The sequence below is a fragment of the Micromonospora sp. NPDC051300 genome (assembly GCF_044455315.1).
In the GTDB taxonomy this organism is placed as follows: Bacteria; Actinomycetota; Actinomycetes; order Mycobacteriales; family Micromonosporaceae; genus Micromonospora; species Micromonospora robiginosa.
The window spans coordinates 52584-68419 of record NZ_JBITEP010000031.1 but is presented as its reverse complement, the minus strand read 5'-3'; the positions used below and the strand labels follow the sequence as shown (position 1 = coordinate 68419).

Here is a 15836-nt window from a genome sequence, read left to right as displayed (position 1 = left end):
AGTTGAACTCGGAGTGCAGGATGTTCGCGGGCTTGACGTCGCGGTGCAGCACTCCTGCGGCGTGCGAGTGGGCCAGCGCGTCGGCGATCTTCACGTCGAGGTCGCGGGTCTCCGCCGGGCCGAGCGGCGAGGTGCGCATCCGTTCCGCGTACGAGCCGTCGCAGAGTTCCATGATCAGATAGGGGTGCTGGTCGACGGTGACCCCGACGTCGAACAGGTCGACCACGTGCGGGTGCGACGACATCCGACCGGCGGCCCGCGCCTCACGCAGGAAGCGGGCCTGGTCGCGCTCGCTGTCCAGCGTCCGGTTCTCGACCTTGACCGCCACCTCCCGCCCCACCGAGATCTGGGTCGCCCGGTAGACGGTGGCGTAACCACCCCGGGCGAAAACCTCCAGATCGGTCAGACCGGGCACGATGGGCAGCCGCAGGGCGCCGGGCGGGGTCTCGGTCACGGCTCGAAAATACCCAACGGTCCCGGTCGGTCAGCGCGCCGCGTCGGGGGCCGGCACCGGCACGGACGCATTCGGGCCGGTCGGACCGGCTGTCGCCCGGCGGGCGTCCCACCACAGGCCGGCGGCGGTCGCCAACGCGCCCAGCCCCTCCCACGCGGCCACCCCGAAGAACCGCCCCGGCGCCACGTCGGAGAGCACCGCGATGGTGAACACGGTGAACGTGACCAGCCGGAACCAGACCGTGAAGCGGTAGAACGGCCGCCACTCGGTGGCGACCGCGAGCAGGTAGTAGACGCCCATGTTGAACGAGGCCATCGAGGCGGCGGTGAGGAACGTGCCGGTGTAGTCACCGGGCGCGCGCTCGGCCGGCACCTCGAAGCCGAGCAGGCGGAGCTGCGTCTCCGGCCAGATCAGGCCCAGCGCGCCGAGCAGCAGCGCCAACAGCCCGAAGACCGCGACCGTCCAGCCGGCGCCGGAGCGCGGCAGCCTCATCGTCCCTCCCCACGAACGCCGGCGGTGATCGCCCACGCGCACCGCCGCCCCACGCTAACCGCCGGCACCGTGGAACACATCCCCGGAACCGGCAGAACCGGAAGCGCTCAGCCCGCGGCGAGGCGCGCCCGCAGCGCGTCGGCCGCGGCCCGCTCGCTGCGCTGCTCGGTGGCGTACGCCAGGCGCACCGCCTCCTCCGCGCCGGCCAGCGCCTCGGCCCGTCGGCCGACGGCGTCCAGCGCCTCGGCCAGCACCAACTGCGCCACCACCTGACTGCGGACGTCCTCGGCCGGGGCGGTGATCGCCCGCCGCGCCCAGTCCAACGCCTGCTCCCGCTGGCCGTGGGCGAGCAGCGCGCCGGCGTACCGGGCCATCGTCTGGCGCCGGGAGAACAGCAGCGAGGGCGCGTTGGCCGCCCCGGTCGCGACCGGGGCGAGCAACCCCACCGCGGTCCCCGGGTCACCGGCCGCGACCCGGGCCATGGCGAGCAGCACCCGCGGCGCGACCTGGGCCGGCGCCTGCGGGTTGTGCGGCTCCACGCTGGTCAGCACCGCGCGCGCCTCCCGCTCGGCGGTCTCGCAGTCGCCCATGTCCAGCGCCACGAAGCCGCGCAGCGTGCCGGCCATGCCGGTGAGCAGCGGGTGGGTGGTGCGGTCGGCATATTCCAGGGCGTCGGTGAACAGGTCGGCGGCGTGTTCCGGCTCGCCCAGCCCGCGCGCCACCACACCGCGCACCACGAGCGCGAAGCCCTGCCCCCAGTCGTCACCCACCTCGGCGAAGTCCCGGTACGCCCGCCGCGCCGCCCGGTCCGCCTCGGCCAGGTCGCCCAGCTCGGCCGTCGCGTACGCCTCGACCGCCCGCAACGTGCCCACCGCCCACGCCTCGCCGACCCGTTCCCCGAACGGCAGGAACACCCGGGCCAGCCGGCACGCCTCCCGCAGCCGGCCGGCGAGCAGCCGGGCGAACGCGGTGGTGCCGCGCAGCCACGCCCGCCCGTACGGGTCCTTCAGCTCGGCGAAGAGCCGGGCGGCCCGGCCGAGCACCGCGTCGGTGCCGGCGAAGTCGCCCCGGGTGGTGGTCACCCAGGCCAGGTTCTGCAACGACCAGGCCTGCCCGCGCGGATCCCGGGCCGCGAGGCTGACCTGGTAGGACGCGGCCAGCCGGCTGCTCGCCTGCCCCAGCCGGCCGGCGATGAAGTCGGCCATGCCGAGCCGGCGCATCGCCGAGCCCCGCACGGTCGGCAGGTCGGCGTCGGTGGCCACCTGCAACGCCTCCTGATAGCTGCGCTCGGCCCGCTCGGCGTCGCCCAGGGTCTGCTGGGCCTGCCCGGCCAGCAGCAGCGCGGCGGCCCGGGTGGCCGGTTCACCGGCGTTCGCGGCGATCTTCTCGGCCGAGGCGAGGGCGTCGGCCGGGCGCCCGATCTGCAACAACGCCCGGGCGTGCACCACCCGGTCGGCCGGCGGCACCGCGCCCCGGGCCAGCTCGGCCGCGCGCTCGGCGTACTCGACGGCGAGCGCCGGCTCGCCCAGCCGCAACGACCGGCGGGCGGCCCGGCCCAGCGCGGCCACGCCCAGGCCGGCGACCGCGCGGGCCGCCGCGTCCGGGCGGAGCTTCACCGCGTCGGCCAGCGCGGTCGCCCGCTCGACGTGCTCGGCGACGAAGTCGTCCCGGGCCGCCTCGGTGAACCCGCCCGCCGGGGCACCCGCCGGCGACACGCTCTCCGGCGCGGCCCAGCGGGCCAGCGCGGCGTGCCGCTCGGCCAGCTCGGCCTTGCTCACCCCGGCGTACGCGGCCTCCCGCATCAGCGGGGTCGCGAAGGCGAACCCGGAGCGCGTGCGGTGCAGCATCCGGCGTTGCAGCAGTTCGTCGACGGCCCGCTCCCACTCGACCGCGGCCACCGCGGCGGGCCGCCCGTCCCGCCCGACCCGCTGCTCGCGCAGCGCCTCCAGCGCGCCGGCGACCGCGGTGTCACCGACCACCGCGGCGTCGCGCAGCACCGAACGGGCGTCCGGCGGCAGCGCGTCGATACGCGCCGCGAGGACGGCGGCCAGGTCCCGGGAGAGCAGCCGGCTGCCCAGCGAGCCGGGGGCGAGCCGCCAGGACACGTCCGCGCCCCGCCCCGGGCCGGCGGTCAGCGCCCCGCGTTCCATCAGCAGCGTGACCAGTTCGGCCAGGTAGAACGGGTTGCCCTGGGCGGTGGCGAGCAGCCGGTCGGTGTCGGCCTGGGGCAGCTTGCCCCCGGCCAGATAGCTGGTGAGCAGCCGGGCCGCGTCCGCGCCGCGCAGCGGCGGCAGCGCGTGCACCTCGGCGTCCGCGACCCGGGTCAGCGCGCCGGCGGTCCGCACCAGCTCGGGACGGCCGAGCAGCAGCACCAGCACCGGCCCGGCGAGCCGGTTGAGGGTCAGCGCGAGCGCCTTGACCGTCTCGGCGGTGGCGTCGTGCAGGTCGTCCACCACGATCACCAGCGGCGCCTCGCCGGCAAGCGCGCTGAGCAGGTCCGCGACCGCGTTCGGCACCGCCTCGGCGTCCGGTGGCGCGGTGGCGGCGTTCCACTCGACGCTGTCCTCGGCGGGCGGCAGCTCGGCGTACCCGAGCAGGGCCAGGAGCTGGTCCACGGCGATCGGCGGCGGGTCACCGGGGAGCCGGGCGAGGCGTTGCCCGAGGCGGCGCAGCCGCTCCTCGACGGCCGGCCGGGTGACCGCGGTCGCCGCGTCGTTGGGCAGGCCGACCGCGGCCCGGACCAGGTCGGCCAGGGGCGCGAGCCGGCGCCGTTCACCGAACGCGGCACAGCGGACCGACAGCACCCGGGCGCCGGTGTGCGCGGCGTACCGGCCGGCGCCGACGTCGTAGCCGGCGGCGAGCCGTTCCACCTCGGCGGCGAACCGGGACTTGCCGATGCCCGCCTCGGCGGTCATCAGCAGCACCCGGGGCTCGCCCCGGTCGATCACCTCGGCGAGCCGGCCGGCCATCCGGCCGATCTCGGTCTCCCGGCCCACGTAGGGCGCCTCGTCGCCCAGACCGGACCGGGTGCCCGGCGCGTCCAGCAGGCCCAGCAGCTCGTACGCCTCGACCGGCTCGCGCTTGCCCTTGAGCCGCAGCGGGCGCAGCGCCCGCCAGGAGGCGACGTGCCGGGTCGCGGTGGAGGTCCGCGCCCCGGCGTAGATCGCGCCGACCGCGGCGGCGTCGGCGAGCCGCGCGGCGGTGTTCACCGTGTCGCCGATGACGGTGTACTCGATGGCGGCCTGGATGCCGGCGATGACGTCCCCGGTGTTGAGCCCGACCCGCAGGCCGAGCGGCGCGCCGCCGCCCCGCTCGTCGTCGAGCACCCGGCGGACGGCCCGCTGCATGGACAGCGCCGCCCGGACCGCCCGCTCGGCGTCGTCCTCGTGCGCGACAGGCGCGCCGAAGACCGCCATGATCCCGTCACCGGTGAGCTTGTCGACGTGCCCGCCGAACGTCTTGACCGCGCCGGCCAGCGCGGCGAGCACCCGGTCGGTGACCGCGCCGACCCGCTCCGGGTCCAGGTCCTCCGACCAGGAGGTGAACTCGGAGAGGTCGCCGAAGAGCACGGTGACCACCCGGCGCTCGGCGGCCGGCAGCGTGGCGGCGGCCGGCAGCGCCGCGCCGCAGTTGTGGCAGAACCGCGCGCCGGGCACGGCGACGGTCCCGCACACCGGGCAGGTCACGGCTGCTCCACTCCGAGGTGTTCGAGCTGGGCGCGGACCGACCACTCGGCGGCCCACCACAGCGACCTGTCGACGTCGGCGTAGACCACGGCGACCACCTCGGGCGCGGTGGTGGCGCCGGCGGCCACGGCGGCGCGGACCTGGTCGAGCCGGGCCCGCCGGTGGGCCAGGTAGAACTCGGCCGCCGCGCCGCAGTCGGCAAGCGCCGGGCCGTGGCCGGGCAGCGCCCGGATCCCCCGGTACGCGGCGAGCAGCTCCAGGCTCGACAGGTAGTTCCCGAGGTGCCCGTCCGGGTGGGCGACCACCGTGGTGCCCCGGCCGAGGATGGTGTCGCCGGTCAGCACCACCCGCTCACCCTCGTGCTCGACCAGGAAGCAGACCGAGTCGGCGGTGTGCCCGGGGGTGGGCACCAGCCGGACGTCGAGGCCCGCGTCGAGCGGGGTGCCGGCGGTCAGCGGCGCGCCGCCGACGGTGTGCGCCGGGTCGGCGGCGCGGACGGGCACGCCGCCGAGCAGCTCGCCGAGCCGCGGCACGCCCTCGGTGTGGTCCGGGTGCCCGTGCGTGATCAGCACCAGCCCGACCGGCCCGTGCGCGGCGATGGCGGCCAGGTGCCCCTCGTCGGCCGGGCCCGGGTCGATCACCACGGCCGGCGCGTCCGGGCCGGCGCGCAGGACCCAGGTGTTGGTCCCGTCGAGCGTCATCGGCCCCGGATTGGGCGCACGAAGAAGCGACACCCACCCCGGCAGTTCCTCCGCGAGCGCCCCTGCGGCCCCGGTCACACGCCCACCCATGGCAGCGATCGTACGACCCCGCCCGCCATCCCCCGCGATCTTGCAGTTCCGGCCCGGGGTTTGTCCTCGTTCGGGGCTTGTGCCGGGGCGCAATCTGCAAGATCGCGGGGACGGGGTGCTACGCGACCTCGACGATCAGCTCGACCTCGACGGGGGCGTCCAGGGGGAGTTCGGCGACGCCCACCGCGCTGCGGGCGTGCCGGCCGGCCTCGCCGAAGACGGCGCCGAGCAGGTCGGAGGCGCCGTTGATCACGGCGGGCTGACCGGTGAAGCCGGTCGCGCTGGCCACGAAGCCGGTCAGCTTCACGATCTTGACCACGTTCTCCAGCCCGACCAGTGTGTCGATCGCGGCGAGGGCGTTCAGCGCACACCGCTCCGCCAGGTCCTTGGCCTGCTCGGCGGAGACGCCGTTGCCGACCTTGCCGGTGGCGAGCAGCTTGCCGTCGGCCATCGGGAGCTGACCCGAGACGTAGACGTGCTGCCCGGACTGGACGGCCGGCACGTAGCTGGCTACCGGCGGCACCACCTCGGGCAGTTCGAGACCGAGTTCGGCGAGCTTCGCGTGGGGTCCGTTGCTCATCTGTTCTAGCCCTTCGGGCGCTTCAGGTACGCGACGAGCTGCTCCGGGTTCGGGCCGGGCACCACGGAGACCAGCTCCCAGCCGTCCTCGCCCCAGTTGTCGAGGATCTGCTTGGTCGCGTGGACCAGCAGCGGAACCGTGGCGTATTCCCACTTCTGCATCGGACGAAGGCTCCCTTGCCTGGCGTGGACTTCGGTCAGGCACAGCCTACGGTCCGGCGACCTCAGCCAGTCGCGGGACGCTGCTCCGGGGCGGGCGGCTCGCCGCAGGGGCCCAGGTGCTCGTAGCGCTGCGGGCAGCGGCTGCGGTCGGCCAGCAGCAGGTCGCAGAAGACCCGGTGCCTGTTGTTCTGGTCGTCCGCGGTGGAGACCGTCGTCTCGCCGGCGTCCAACTCGACCAGGAAGCCCAGCGAGGTGGCCACGATGCTGGCGAGCGCGGTGGCCGCCGCCAGGTCGGGCACCCGCACCGGCAGGTGGATGACGTAGCCGGGCTCCTCCTCGTCCCGGCCCCGGCCGATCGGGCGGACCAGCGTCCGGACCACCTCGACCGGGGGACGGTAGGACCGCTCGTTGAACGAGGCGCCCGCGCCGGGGCCGTCGGCGTCGCCGGGCCGCGCCGCCCGGTCGCCGGGGGGAAACTGGGCTCGGGACATGTTCTCCGCGTCGCGCATCCGCTGCCTCCGGGCGTCATACCTGCTCAGGAACACCATCGGGCGGCTCGGAGTCCCCCGATCCGGCCACCGCGTCGCGACGAACGTAGGACGCGGCAACCGTCCCGACAACGGGACGCGCATGGCTGATCACGTTAAGTCACATATGCGACACAACGCTGGTCGGGAACGGGACGGCGTTCTCGCGTTCGGCACGCCGCCCATACGGGGCTGGCAAGCGGCCCGCCGACCGCTACCCTTCCGGACTGGGCGCGCGCGGTCGCTCGCGCACCACCTCGACCCCGTGCCCGTCGCCTGGGGCGGCGACGGGCGCGCCGCAACCCGGGGGAGACCGATGACCCAACCACCCGCCGGTGGCGCCACCGGCACGCCCGGTGAGCCCATCCCGCAACCGGCCTCCGCCGGGCCCGGCCAGCCGCCGCTCACCGGCACGCCGCCGGGCCCCACGCCACACCCCTCAGGCGCACCGCAGCGCAAGCGCCCGACCCTGCTGATCGCCTCGATCGTGCTGGCCGCGGCGGTGCTGCTCTGTGGCGGCGGGGGCACGGCCGCCTTCCTCGCCCTGCGCAACGGCGAGGAGGGCCGGGGCGCGAAGGAGCCGCAGGTGGCGGTGGACGGCTTCGTCAAGGCCGTCTACCAGGACCGGGACGCCGAGAAGGCGGCCACGTTCGTCTGCTCCGCGGCGCGCGACGAGGAGAAGATCGCCGCCAAGGTCACCGAGGTGCAGAAGTACGCCGCCCAATACCAGAACCCGCGGTTCCGCTGGACCAACCCGACCGTCGACAACCAGACCGGGGACCGTGCCACGGTCTCCACCCGGGTCACCATGACCACTGCCGACGAGAAGGTCGCCGACCAGGAGCTGCGCTTCACCGTGGTGCGGAAGACGGGTTGGTGGGTCTGCGAGGTGGGGTGAGCCCCACGGCTGGATAGGCTCGACGGGTGGCAGCGAGTGAGCAGCCGGCCGAGTCCGCCGGCAGATGGCGGGGCCGCCTGCACGTGGTGACCGGCAAGGGTGGCACGGGCAAGACAAGCGTGGCCGCCGCGCTGGCCCTCGGGCTGGCCGCCGACGGGCGGCGCACGCTGCTGGTCGAGGTCGAGGGGCGGCAGGGCATCGCCCAGCTCTTCGACACCGACCCGCTGCCCTACGAGGAGCGGCACCTCACCGACGCCCCCGGCGGCGGTGAGGTGCGGGCGCTGGCGGTCGACGCCGAGGAGGCGCTCCTGGAATACCTGGACATGTTCTACAAGCTCGGCGCCGCCGGCCGGGCGCTGCGCAAGCTCGGCGCGATCGACTTCGCCACCACCATCGCCCCGGGCCTGCGCGACGTGCTGCTCACCGGCAAGGTCAAGGAGGCCACCACCCGCACCAGCGGGTCACGCCGGACGTACGACGCGGTGGTGCTGGACGCCCCGCCGACCGGGCGGATCGGCCGCTTCCTCAACGTCACGGCGGAGACCGCCCGGTTGGCCAAGGTCGGCCCGATCAAGACCCAGAGCGAGGGTGTCTCCGCGCTGCTCCGCTCGCCGATGACCTCGGTGCACGTGGTGACGCTGCTGGAGGAGATGCCGGTCCAGGAGACGCTCGACGCGGTGGCCGACCTGACCCAACTGGGCTTCCCGGTCGGCCGGGTGATCGTGAACGGCGTCCGCCCGCCGGTGCCGGCCGGTCGCGCGGTGACCGCGGCCGAGCTGAAGCGCGGGTTGGCCGCCGCCGGCCTGTCCACCGACGCCCGGACGGTGACCGGCCTCGCCGCCGAGGCTCGCGACCAGCGGGTACGCCGTGAGCTGGAGGACTCGCTCCGCGGTGACCTGGTGGAGTTGGGGCTGCCCCTGACCGAGCTGCCGCTGCTGCCCGACGGGGTCGACCGGGCCGGGCTGGCGACGCTCGCCGAGGCGCTCGTCCGGGCGGATTGACTCACACCTGCGGCCGGCACGGAGCAGAGAGCCCCTCGGGACCGATACGCTCGATTGGTGCCTTCCGAAGACGCGGCGCCTCCGCTGGACGTCGACCAGATCCTCGCCGACCCGGGCGTGCGGATCGTGGTCTGCTGTGGCGCGGGCGGTGTGGGCAAGACGACCACCGCCGCGGCGCTGGCGCTGCGGGCCGCCGAGCGGCACGGCCGGCGGACGGTGGTGCTCACCATCGACCCGGCCCGCCGGTTGGCGCAGTCGCTCGGCCTGACCGAGCTGGACAACACGCCCCGCCAGGTCAAGGGCATCGACGTCGAGGCCAGCGGCGGCGAGCTGCACGCCATGATGCTCGACATGAAGCGCACGTTCGACGACGTGGTGCTCCAGCACACCGACCCGGCGAAGGCCGCGGAGATCTTCGCCAACCCCTTCTACCAGGCCATGAGTTCCACCTTCGCCGGCACGCAGGAATACATGGCGATGGAGAAGCTCGGCCAGTTGCACGCCCGGGGCGACTGGGACCTGATCGTGGTGGACACCCCTCCGTCGCGGTCCGCGCTCGACTTCCTCGACGCGCCGGCCCGGCTGTCGCGGTTCCTCGACGGCCGGATGCTGCGGCTGCTGCTGGCCCCGGCGCGCAGCGGTGGGCGGAGCATGTTCAGCCTGGTCACGGCGAGCTTCGGGATGTTCTCCAAGGTGGTGCAGAAGGTCCTCGGGGCGCAACTGCTCACCGACCTGTCCGGCTTCGTCGCCGCGCTCGACTCGATGTTCGGCGGGTTCCGGCAGCGGGCCGAGCAGACGTACCGGATCCTGCAGGCCCGGGAGACGGCGTTCCTGCTGGTCGCGGCGCCGGAGCCGGACGCGGTCCGGGAGGCCGCCTACTTCGCGGGCCGGCTGCGTGACGAGCGGATGCCGCTGGCCGGGCTGGTGCTCAACCGGGTGCACGAGCCGGCGGCGTCGGAGTTGGGCGCGGCGGAGAGCCTGGCCGCGGCGGAGCGGCTGGCGGCCGCCGGCGGCCACGAGGGCACCTTCGAGGTGCTGCGCGCGCACGCCGTCCTGGCCCAGCAGGCGGAGCGCGAGCAGCGGGTGGCCGCCCGGTTCACCGAGGCGTTCCCGGCGGTGCCGTCGGTGTCGGTGACGGCGCAGCCCGCCGACGTGCACGACGTCGACGGGCTGCGGACGATCGGTGCGGCGATCAACCGGCGGTGACGGTCAGGTCGCGGTGGTGACCAGGACCTTGTCCTTGCCGGCCTTGTCCTTGGCGTTCTTCTTCATGGCCGCCTCGAACATCTTGCGCCAGCTGGTCACCTGCGGGTGGCGGCGCAGCAGGGCGCGACGTTCGCGTTCGGTCATGCCTCCCCACACCCCGAACTCGATCCGGTTGTCGAGCGCGTCGGCCAGGCACTCGTACCGAACTGGGCAGCTCCGGCAGATCCTCTTCGCCACGTTCTGTTCGGCGCCCTGTACGAACAACGCGTCCGGGTCCCCGTTCTGACACGCCGCCAGCGACGGCCAGTCAGTGATCATGCCCATCTGTACACGTCCCCCCTTGCAGTACCTACCGACTTCGCGCGAGCAGCCCCCGAACTTCCCCCCGGTCGTCCCGGCCGGCCTCCCCAGGGCGGCATGGACGACGTGTGACTGCGATCGCCGTCACCATCATGCTGTGTAGTCACCCGATTACGCAACGTTGTCGGCGAAATCCATCGTTCCGGACATTCCCGGCCTAGCCGGGCCTTCGCCGCCGTCTACCCGACCCCGGTACGGCAAAACGCGGCTGTTTGAAGGAACTTCTGTGGATCTCGCGCAACCCGTCACCCGGGCTCGTGCGTTTAGCACAACGAGGCCGGCGCGTGATGGAAATGGGGAAACTTCCCCGTGCGCCTGCCGTTCCCTGCTCGCGTACCCTGTCGAGGTGACCTGGATGCGGAAACGTGACCACAACGTGTTTACCAACGCCGCATCGCTGCTGATCTGTGGCCTGCTGGCCGGCGTGGTGGTAGCCGCGGCGGCCTTCCCCGCGGTGGCGATGTCCGGACTTGCCGCCAAGGCGGGCGCCGAGACATTCGGCGCGCTGCCCAAGGAGCTGACCGTGGCCCGGGCCCCGCAGATCACCTATCTGCTCGCCTCCGACGGCAAGACGCCGCTGGCCACCATGTACGACGAGAACCGCAAGGACGTCAAGCTCAAGGACATCTCGCCGTACATGCAGAAGGCCATCGTGGCGGCCGAGGACCACGACTTCTACAAGCACAACGGCGTGGACCTCAACGGCGTGGCCAGGGCGTTCGTCAACAACCAGTCCGCCGGCTCCTCGCGGCAGGGCGCGTCCACGCTCACCATGCAGTACGTCCGGCTGGCCATCTCCTACTCGGCCACCCACCCGGCCGACGTGGTCGCCGCGACCGAGGACACCAGCACCCGCAAGCTGCGCGAGATGAGCCTGGCCCTCCAGGTCGACAAGGAGCTCTCCAAGGACGAGATCCTGGAGCGCTACCTGAACATCGCCGCGTTCGGCAACGGCGCGTACGGCATCTTCGCCGCCAGCAAGGTCTACTTCAACAAGCTGCCGAGCAAGCTCACCATCCAGGAGTCGGCGATGCTCGCCGGCCTGGTGAAGGCGCCGACCTCGTTCGACCCGACCACCAAGGCCGGCTACCCGGAGGCGGTCGGCCGGCGCGACTACGTCATCCAGAACATGGTGCAGATCGGCGCGATCACCCAGGCCGAGGCGGACGCCGCCAAGAAGATCAAGCTCCAGGTCGCGGACAAGCGCACGCCGAACGGGTGCACCCAGGCCAACACCAACTCCTGGGGCTTCTTCTGCGACTACTTCTACCGCTGGTGGCTCCAGCAGGAGACGTTCGGCGGCACCTCGTACGACCGGGAGCGGCGGCTGAAGAGCGGTGGCTACTCCATCGTCACCAGCCTGGACGTGCAGGCGCAGGCGGCCGCCGACAAGGCGGTGCGCAACCACCTGAGCAACAGCAGCAAGGCGGCCCGGATGGTGGCCGTGATCGAGCCCGGCACCGGCCGGGTCCGGGCCGTGGCGGTGAACCGGAAGTTCAAGATCGACGACCCGAAGAACCCGGAGAACAAGATCTCCAGCGACCCGCGGAAGGCCAAGAAGAAGATCCGGGGCAACTACCCCAACACGGTCAACCCGCTGGTCACCGGCGGTCCGGGCATCGCCGGCTACCAGGCCGGCTCGACCTTCAAGATCTTCACGCTGGTGGCCGCGCTGGAGAAGGGCTACCCGCTCAGCTACAGCATCAACGCGCAGAAGGTGTTCAAGTCCGACTACCCGGTCGAGTTCAACTCCCCGGCCGCCTGCCCGGGCACCAGCAAGTACTGCCCGCAGAACGCCAACGAGTCGATGGCCGGCCCGCACAACATGTGGAGCGGCTTCGGCTTCTCGGTGAACACGTTCTTCATCGACCTCCAGCAGCGGGTCGGCGCGGAGAACGTGGTCAAGGCGGCCCAGAAGCTCGGCATCAGCTTCCGCTCCTCCGACGACGCCAAGCTCGCCGCGAACCCGCACCAGTGGGGCGCGTTCAGCCTCGGCGTCTCGCAGACCACCCCGCTGGAGCTGGCCAACGCGTACGCCACGCTGGCCGCCGACGGGAAATACTGCGACCCGATCCCGGTGCAGGAGATCCGCGGGCCGGACGGCGACAAGCTCGACATCGCCAACCCGCACTGCGAGCAGCGCGTCAGCACCGAGGTGGCCCGGGCCGCCGTGGACGCGGCCCGCTGCCCGGTCGGCGACCGCTCCGCCACCTCGAAGTGCGGCACCGCCACCGCCGGCAACGTCCGCGGCATCGTCAAGGCGCCGGTGGCCGGCAAGTCCGGCACCACCGACTCGGAGAAGACGTCCGCCCTGGTCGCGATGACCAAGCAGTACGCGGTGGCCGGCATCATGGCCGACCCGGACTGGGCGCAGACCACCCAGAAGATGGGTCACGACGTCAAGGACGGCATCAACCCGGCGGTCTACGAGACGCTGCGCGACGCCATGAAGGGCAAGGAACGGAAGAACTTCACCCCGCCGGACGGCAAGATCGTCATGGGTGACCAGCGCTCGATCCCGGGCGTGAAGTGCCAGTCGGTGGACGCCGCCAAGTCGCGGATCAGCGGCGCCGGCTTCGAGCCGGTGGTGTCCAGCAACAAGGTGCCGTCGGAGTGCCCCGCCGGCACCGCGGCCGGCACCAGCCCGGACGGGCGCACCATCAAGGGCGGCGTGGTCCTGATCGAGGTCAGCTCCGGGCCGGGCGCGCCGAAGCCGGGCGACTCCACCGGGCCGGGCGGCCCGGCGGTGCCACCGAATCCCGGAAACGGCCGGCCGGGTCGCCGCTGACCGGCAACGACGACGACGGGCGGGCACCCCGGGGGGTGCCCGCCCGTTCCGTCTGCCGGCGTGCCGTCAGAGGCCGAGCTGGCGGCGTACCTCAGCAGCCACCCGGCCCCCCTCGGCCCGACCGGCCACCGCGGCCTGGGCCGCCTTCATGGCCGGGCCCATCTGCGCCTTGCCGGTGAAGCCGCCCGCGGCGAGCGCCCCCGAGACCAGCTCGGCCAGCTCGTCGTCGGGGAGCTGCTTCGGCAGGTAGCGCTCCAGCACCTCGCCCTCGGCGGTCTCCTTGCCGGCCTGCTCGGCGCGCCCGGCGTCGGCGAAGGCGGTGGCCGCCTCGCGGCGCTTCTTCGCCTCCTTGGTCAGCACCGCGAGCACCTCGTCGTCGCTGAGCTCGCGCTTCTCGCGGCCGGCCACCTCCGCGTTGCCGACGGCCGCGAGGGCCATCCGCAGTGTGGACGTGGTCAGCTCGTCGCGCGCCTTGAGTGCGGCGCGCATGTCGGTGGTGAGACGGTCCTTCAGCGTGCTCATGGACGGTGAAACTACCCTGAACAGCATGCGAAAGCGCACACTATTCCGGCTCGCGGCGGGGACCGTCGCCGCCGGCGCGGCGACCCTGGCCTACGCGTCGCTCATCGAGCGCAACCTGTTCACCCTCCGCCGCTACGACGTGCCGGTGCTCCCGACCGACGCCGAGCCGCTGCGGGTGCTCCACCTGTCGGACCTGCACATGATGCCCGACCAGCGGCGCAAGCAGGACTGGGTGGCGTCGCTGGCCGCGCTCGACCCGGACCTGGTGGTGGTCACCGGCGACAACATGGCCGACCCGGACGCGGTACCAGGCGTGCTGCGGGCCCTCCAGCCGCTGCTCGACCTGCCCGGCGCGTTCGTGTTCGGCTCCAACGACTACACCGGGCCGGTGCTGAAGAACCCGTTCACCTACTTCCTGCCCGACCGGGAGTACACCGAGGGCGTGCCCCTGCCGTACGAGGAACTGCGCGGCATCCTGACCGGCGCGGGCTGGGCGGACCTGAACAACGCCCGCACCACGATCAAGGCCGGCGGGCGGGCGATCGAACTGGCCGGTGTGGACGATCCACACGTCGAACGCGACGACTACGACGCGGTGGCCGGGCCGGTGGGCGACGCGGCCCTGTCGATCGCGCTCGCCCACTCCCCGGAGCCGGCCGTGCTGGACCGGATGGCCGCCGACGGCTTCGGGCTGCTGCTGGCCGGGCACACCCACGGCGGGCAGGTCTGCGTGCCCGGCTACGGCGCGCTGGTGACCAACTGCGGGCTGCCCCGGTCGATGGCGCGCGGCCTGCACCGCTGGCCGGGCTCGGACTCGTGGCTGCACGTCTCCGCCGGGCTGGGCACCCACCCGACCGCGCCGGTCCGCTTCGCGTGCCGGCCCGAGGCGAGCATCCTGACCCTGATCTCCCGCTGACGTGCCTCCCCGCACGGGGCGGGGGTACTGAATTTGATCCTGGAAGCGGGTGAGCTACTATTTGTCGGCACGCCTCGGGGTGTGGCGCAGCTTGGTAGCGCGCTTCGTTCGGGACGAAGAGGTCGTCGGTTCGAATCCGGCCACCCCGACCGAGATGGGCAAGGCCAGGTGAGAGGACATCTCACCTGGCCTTGTTTCGTGACATGGCGATCTGTTTCATCGGCCCGCGCCGCCGCTGCCTGGTCGCCGTTCTCTCTGGCACCGCTCGGGCGTCGGCTGCGGGCGGTTGATCGGTTCACCTGGCAAGGTAGGAGCCATGCCAGCGATGACGATCCGATCCCGCCTGACCGATTGGACCACCGTCGTCCCCGTGCTCGCCGTGCTCCTGCTCGTCTTCACCTGGGGCCGCGAGCTGCCCGGTCCGCTGATCTTCGTGGTGGCCGCCCTGCTCGCGGCCGCGGTCCTGGCCGCCGTCCACCACGCCGAGGTGGTCGCGCACAAGGTGGGTGAGCCGTACGGCTCGCTGGTGCTGGCCGTCGCGGTCACCGTGATCGAGGTCGGTCTGATCGTCACGCTGATGATCAGCGGCGGGGACAAGACGCAGGCGCTGGCCCGGGACACCGTCTTCGCCGCCGTGATGATCACCTGCAACGGCATCCTCGGCCTGTCCCTGCTGCTCGGCGCGCTGCGCCGGCAGGTGGCGGTGTTCAACCCCGAGGGCACCGGCGGGGCGCTGGCCACCGTGGCCACCCTGGCCACGCTGAGCATGGTGGTGCCGACGTTCACCACCAGCCGGCCCGGCCCGGAGTTCTCCCCGGCCCAGCTCGCCTTCGCGGCGGTCGCCTCGCTCGCCCTCTACCTGCTGTTCGTGATGGTGCAGACCGGCCGGCACCGTGACTACTTCCTCCCGGTGACCCAGGAGGGCAGCATCATGGCCGAGGACCGCGACGGCGACGGGCACGCCGAGCCGCCGTCCACGCGTACCGCGCTGGCCAGCCTGGCGCTGCTGGTGGTGGCGCTGGTGGCGGTGGTCGGCGACGCGAAGACCATCTCCCCGGCGATCGAGAGCGCCGTCCAGGCCGCCAACCTGCCGCAGGCGTTCGTCGGCGTGGTCATCGCGCTGCTGGTGCTGGCGCCGGAGACGCTCGCCGCCGCGCGGGCGGCCCGGCGGGACCGGGTCCAGATCAGCCTGAACCTCGCCCTCGGCTCGGCGATGGCAAGCATCGGGCTGACCATCCCGGCCATCGCGATCGCCTCGATCTGGCTGGACGGGCCGCTGCTGCTGGGCCTGGGCGGCACCCAGATGACGCTGCTCGCGCTGACCGCGGTGACCGCCGTGCTCACCGTGGTGCCCGGGCGGGCCACCGTGCTCCAGGGCGGCGTGCACCTGGTGTTGCTCGCCGCGTTCGTCTTCCTGGCCGCCAGCCCGTGACCGGCACCCCGGCCGGTGGCGG

At 73.3% G+C, this 15836-nt stretch carries 15 protein-coding genes and 1 tRNA gene; 7 read left to right on the top strand and 9 right to left on the bottom strand.

The features are described 5' to 3' along the window. The 7 genes from ACIA5A_RS26305 to ACIA5A_RS26275 form a co-directional block, all read right to left on the bottom strand. Positions 1-454, bottom strand: a 454-nt coding sequence (locus ACIA5A_RS26305; RefSeq protein ID WP_396767109.1) for a protein kinase, incomplete at its 3' end; no start/stop codon positions are given. A 30-nt stretch (positions 455-484) separates the two neighbouring features. Then, a complete protein-coding gene (locus ACIA5A_RS26300) occupies positions 485-946 on the bottom strand; it encodes a hypothetical protein (protein WP_396767108.1) in 462 nt (153 codons plus the stop codon). Positions 947-1053: 107 nt separating this feature from the next. After that, a complete protein-coding gene (locus ACIA5A_RS26295) occupies positions 1054-4632 on the bottom strand; it encodes an adenylate/guanylate cyclase domain-containing protein (protein WP_396767107.1) in 3579 nt (1192 codons plus the stop codon). After that, a complete protein-coding gene (locus tag ACIA5A_RS26290) occupies positions 4629-5423 on the bottom strand; it encodes an MBL fold metallo-hydrolase (RefSeq protein ID WP_396767106.1) in 795 nt (264 codons plus the stop codon). Before ACIA5A_RS26290 ends, ACIA5A_RS26295 begins: the two co-directional genes overlap by 4 nt. A gap of 118 nt (positions 5424-5541) precedes the next feature. Further along, positions 5542-6003, bottom strand: coding sequence for a RidA family protein (locus tag ACIA5A_RS26285; protein ID WP_396767105.1), 462 nt, complete (start codon positions 6001-6003; stop codon positions 5542-5544). Positions 6004-6008: 5 nt separating this feature from the next. Then, entirely contained in the window at positions 6009-6164 is a 156-nt protein-coding gene (locus tag ACIA5A_RS26280) for a DUF4177 domain-containing protein (protein ID WP_013289021.1), read from the bottom strand. A gap of 62 nt (positions 6165-6226) precedes the next feature. Then, positions 6227-6673, bottom strand: a complete 447-nt coding sequence (locus ACIA5A_RS26275) for a hypothetical protein (RefSeq protein WP_396767104.1) — start codon at positions 6671-6673, stop codon at positions 6227-6229. 334 nt (positions 6674-7007) lie between these two features. Here ACIA5A_RS26275 and ACIA5A_RS26270 point away from each other — a divergent pair, with 334 nt between their 5' ends. Genes ACIA5A_RS26270 through ACIA5A_RS26260 form a run of 3 tightly spaced genes read left to right on the top strand, consistent with a single transcriptional unit; the run spans position 7008 to position 9796 of the window. After that, positions 7008-7589 (top strand): hypothetical protein, encoded by a 582-nt coding sequence (locus tag ACIA5A_RS26270; protein ID WP_396767103.1) that lies wholly within the window; start codon positions 7008-7010, stop codon positions 7587-7589. Positions 7590-7615: 26 nt separating this feature from the next. Further along, entirely contained in the window at positions 7616-8590 is a 975-nt protein-coding gene (locus ACIA5A_RS26265; RefSeq protein WP_396767102.1) for an ArsA-related P-loop ATPase, read from the top strand. Between the two features lie 54 nt (positions 8591-8644). Further along, the gene (locus tag ACIA5A_RS26260) at positions 8645-9796 is read left to right on the top strand and encodes an ArsA family ATPase (RefSeq protein WP_396767101.1); all 1152 of its coding nucleotides are present in this window, start codon (positions 8645-8647) and stop codon (positions 9794-9796) included. A gap of 3 nt (positions 9797-9799) precedes the next feature. Here the strand turns inward: ACIA5A_RS26260 and ACIA5A_RS26255 are convergent, their stop codons facing one another. After that, complete coding sequence (locus ACIA5A_RS26255) at positions 9800-10120, bottom strand: WhiB family transcriptional regulator (protein ID WP_181570790.1); 321 nt, start codon at positions 10118-10120, stop codon at positions 9800-9802. A 391-nt stretch (positions 10121-10511) separates the two neighbouring features. Here ACIA5A_RS26255 and ACIA5A_RS26250 point away from each other — a divergent pair, with 391 nt between their 5' ends. Then, complete coding sequence (locus ACIA5A_RS26250; protein WP_396767100.1) at positions 10512-12944, top strand: penicillin-binding protein; 2433 nt, start codon at positions 10512-10514, stop codon at positions 12942-12944. Positions 12945-13010: 66 nt separating this feature from the next. On the opposite strand, the gene ACIA5A_RS26245 is transcribed toward ACIA5A_RS26250, so the two are convergent. Then, on the bottom strand, positions 13011-13466 hold the full coding sequence (locus tag ACIA5A_RS26245; RefSeq protein WP_343444576.1) for a GatB/YqeY domain-containing protein: 456 nt from the start codon (positions 13464-13466) through the stop codon (positions 13011-13013). 25 nt (positions 13467-13491) lie between these two features. Here ACIA5A_RS26245 and ACIA5A_RS26240 point away from each other — a divergent pair, with 25 nt between their 5' ends. The 3 genes from ACIA5A_RS26240 (at position 13492) to ACIA5A_RS26230 (ending at position 15814) form a co-directional block, all read left to right on the top strand. Further along, positions 13492-14382, top strand: a complete 891-nt coding sequence (locus ACIA5A_RS26240) for a metallophosphoesterase (RefSeq protein ID WP_396767099.1) — start codon at positions 13492-13494, stop codon at positions 14380-14382. A 75-nt stretch (positions 14383-14457) separates the two neighbouring features. Continuing rightward, positions 14458-14531 (top strand) — tRNA-Pro (locus ACIA5A_RS26235). Positions 14532-14707: 176 nt separating this feature from the next. Beyond that, positions 14708-15814: a calcium:proton antiporter gene (locus tag ACIA5A_RS26230; protein WP_396767098.1), complete on the top strand. Its 1107-nt coding sequence runs from the start codon at positions 14708-14710 to the stop codon at positions 15812-15814. The last annotated feature ends 22 nt before the right edge of the window (positions 15815-15836 follow it).